At 51.0% G+C, this 3,071-nt stretch carries 5 protein-coding genes; 3 read left to right on the top strand and 2 right to left on the bottom strand.

All coding sequences use genetic code 11. The features are described 5' to 3' along the window. Window positions 1-548: cobalamin-dependent protein (locus Q7V48_12735; protein ID MDO9211595.1), on the bottom strand; the 548-nt coding region annotated here is incomplete at its 3' end. A 311-nt stretch (window positions 549-859) separates the two neighbouring features. Here Q7V48_12735 and Q7V48_12730 point away from each other — a divergent pair. Both Q7V48_12730 and Q7V48_12725 read left to right on the top strand, forming a co-directional pair. Beyond that, complete coding sequence (locus tag Q7V48_12730) at window positions 860-1,771, top strand: SDR family oxidoreductase (protein MDO9211594.1); 912 nt, start codon at window positions 860-862, stop codon at window positions 1,769-1,771. Window positions 1,772-1,876: 105 nt separating this feature from the next. Further along, window positions 1,877-2,077, top strand: coding sequence for a hypothetical protein (locus tag Q7V48_12725; protein ID MDO9211593.1), 201 nt, complete (start codon window positions 1,877-1,879; stop codon window positions 2,075-2,077). 3 nt (window positions 2,078-2,080) lie between these two features. On the opposite strand, the gene Q7V48_12720 is transcribed toward Q7V48_12725, so the two are convergent. Then, window positions 2,081-2,620, bottom strand: coding sequence for an MFS transporter (locus Q7V48_12720; protein MDO9211592.1), 540 nt, complete (start codon window positions 2,618-2,620; stop codon window positions 2,081-2,083). Between the two features lie 111 nt (window positions 2,621-2,731). Between Q7V48_12720 and Q7V48_12715 the strand changes: the two genes are divergently transcribed. Next, window positions 2,732-2,863, top strand: coding sequence for a hypothetical protein (locus Q7V48_12715; protein MDO9211591.1), 132 nt, complete (start codon window positions 2,732-2,734; stop codon window positions 2,861-2,863). Window positions 2,864-3,071 lie beyond the last annotated feature (208 nt).

Genomic DNA, 3,071 nt, shown 5'->3' with positions numbered 1-3,071 from the left:
AAAATGCGGGGAGTCTGACAAAAACCGCAGCTGTAAAGGCAACCCCGGGTCAGCTCCATGGGGGCAAAAAAGCGCTCCTGCAAAGAAAATGGAGGGTTGGTCGTAAATAGGCACGACCCCTTATCCCCGGTGAGAATGGCTGTGCCGGGAAGTTTATTTTGCAGGAACTGGCGCAAAAAATCCGGAAAAGGTTTTTCAGCTTCGCCCGCAAAAACAAAGTCAAATCCGAGTCGACCTGTACCCTCCGGATCGCCCGTAGCGTGAGATCCTCCGGCAATCAGGATTGCTTCTTTCCCCAAACCCCGCCTCAATTGCTCGACTTCTTCCTGCACTTGCAGAAGATGGGGGGTCATGAAAGAAAAACCCACAAGGGCCTTCTCTGTTCTCACCTTCTTCAATATCTCCTCAACCGAACCGGCGATTAGGATGCGGAAGTGTTCGGTCAAGCCTTCCCCTTCTATGCAACCCAGGAGTATGGGGAGAGTGAATCGGTTCCCCCGGGTTTTACGCCAGACCAAAAAAGGGCGTTTATCTTTTTCTTCTTGCATTCTTTTTTATATTCTTTCGTCCTCATTCTGTCAAAGAAAAACTCCTCCTCGCCCACCCCCAGTTTTGAAGATTGCCCCTTCCCCCAGTTGGGGTGCCGGTTCGGGCAGGAAGGACCCGCCCTTGGCGGGATTGGCCAAATAAGGCAGTGGTTATTTCATGGTCGTAAGCGAAGTAACCACCCAAAAAAAACTGGGGGTGGGCAAGAAAACTCCCCCCCTTGTCAGACCCTTTCTTTTTTGCTATCTATTCGGAGGCAGAAATGTGAAAATGCGCGTCACGATCCAACAAAACGCTGAAGGAGGATCCAAATATGATGCTGAAAGGAAAAGTGGTGGTGGTTACCGGCGCAGGAAGAGGAATCGGCCGGGAAATTGCCTTGCTTATGGCCAAAGAGGGCGCGAAGGTAGTGGTGAATGATTTTGGAGGCCGGGAAGACGGCACTGGCGGTGCAAGCAAGGTTGCTGACGATGTGGTCAAAGAAATCAAAGATGCCGGAGGGATGGCTGCGGGCAATTACGATTCCGTGACTACTATGGAAACTGGGAAAAAAATCATCCAAACCGCTCTGGACAACTTTGGTAAACTGGACATCTTGGTGAATAACGCAGGCATTCTCCGCGACCGAATGATTTTCAATATGACCGAAGAGGAATGGGACGGAGTGATTGCTGTGCATTTGAAAGGAACTTTCGCCTGCACCCGCGCTGCCGTCCCCTTGATGCGTGAACAGCGCAGCGGTCGCATCATTAACTTTACTTCGACTTCCGGGTTGGTCGGAAACATCGGTCAGGCTAATTATGGGGCGGCCAAGATGGGCATCGTGGGGTTCACCAAGGTCGTAGCATTAGACATGGCCAGGTACAATGTTACGGCCAATTGCATTTCTCCTTTTGCCTGGACCCGTCTCATTGGCACGATTCCGACGGATACGGAAGCCCAAAAGCGCCGGGTAGAAAAATTGAAGAAGATGAGCCCAGCCGACATCGCCCCTCTGGTGGCTTACTTGGCCAGCGATGAAGCCCAGTACATCAGCGGCCAGATTTTCGGCGTCCGGGGTAAAGAGATTTTTATTTTCTCGCAGCCTCGGCCCGTACGCTCCATTCACTACTCTGAAGGTTGGACCCCTTCTCGGATTGCGGAAATGTTTAAAGGGACCCTGGGAATGAACCTGGTACCCCTGGAAACTTCCGGGCAGGTTTTTAGTTACGATCCCCTGGTGTAAAGCATTGGGGGGAAAATAAATTGCGGATTTCGGAATGCGGAATTAAAATCCGAAGTACGCAATCGCCTATTCCATGGATTCGTTTTTTACCTAAGGAGAAACCTTATGACAACCATCATGCCCGGAGGAACGGCGATCCGCAAGGCTATCCAGTGGATTTCCCAGAAGCGCGAGGAAGGGGGAAAAGCATCCCTGATGAGCCTGATTGATCAGGCCTGCATCCGTTTTAACCTCGCACCCAAAGACTGTGATTTTCTTCACCGGTTTTTCAGCGAGCAGGAAACAAAAAAAATGAAGGCCGATTGATTATTAAAAATCTTTTATCCTTCCCTCTTTCTCTTTTACCTGGAAAAGGATCAGGCCGCCCCCGATGAAGAAAACGACCAGGGCCACGATACTCAGTCGGCTGGATCCCGTCATTTGTCCGACGAATCCAAAAACGGAAGGCCCTATGATCCCGGCAAATTTGGAGCTCACATCGTAGAAAGAGAAGAATTCGGCGCTGCGGCTTTTCGGGATCAACGTACCAAAAAGAGAACGGCTCAAAGCCTGTGTTCCTCCCTGAACGAACCCCACCAGGATGGCCAAAATCCAAAAGTGCAGGGCGTTCTGGATGAAATACCCGCCGATGGAAATGCCGGTATAAATCCCCAGCCCTAAAAAGATAGCTCTCTTCGTGCCGATTTTTCCGGCCAGGTTTCCGAAAAGAAGGGAAAACGGGATGCCGACAAACTGGACGGCCAGAATTGCTCCTATGAGATGTTCCTGGGCAATGTTGATTTCCGCACCGAAAATTACCGCCATACTGATGATTGTGCCGATGCCGTCGTTGTACAACCAGAAGGCCACCAAGAACTTGAAAGCTTCCCGATATTGCCGTATCCCCAATAACTGCTGGCAGTTGTCTTAGACAGGTTGGCTCCAGCCACCGAACTATAGAAAAAAGGAAGGACCGCAGCCATGATGGTGGTGGCAAAAGCCGAGTTCGCCCAGTCGTACATGCACCAGCTAAAGATGATTCTCCTTCGTTCTTTTTCCATCGGCCCTTTTATTTACCCCAATCCGGATGATCTGCGCTTATCTGCGTCCTGAAATTTGGGGAATCTTTTCCCGTTATCGGCTTTTCCATTTGACTCATGTTGCTGTTAAGCACAGCTTATATCGTGGCTCGGGGGCCAGGGGGCTGAGCGCCGGCAGCATCGGCCGGGAGAAAACCTTGCAAGAAAGGATTGGCTGGGTTTCCGCATATTGAGGCGGGGGGCACTTTCCCGCCTAATCCATGGAAAGTCGAGCGCCTCAT

It is taken from the genome of Deltaproteobacteria bacterium, from assembly GCA_030654105.1.
Taxonomy (GTDB): domain Bacteria; phylum Desulfobacterota; class SM23-61; order SM23-61; family SM23-61; genus JAHJQK01.
The sequence above is the reverse complement of the archived record's forward strand: the minus strand, read 5'-3'. Positions and strand labels throughout refer to the sequence as shown.

Coding starts and splice junctions, on each gene's coding strand:
- Q7V48_12730 (MDO9211594.1), top strand. CDS start 860: ATGATGCTGAAAGGAAAAGTGGTGGTGGTTACCGGCGCAGGAAGAGGA.
- Q7V48_12715 (MDO9211591.1), top strand. CDS start 2,732: ATGATGGTGGTGGCAAAAGCCGAGTTCGCCCAGTCGTACATGCACCAG.
- Q7V48_12725 (MDO9211593.1), top strand. CDS start 1,877: ATGACAACCATCATGCCCGGAGGAACGGCGATCCGCAAGGCTATCCAG.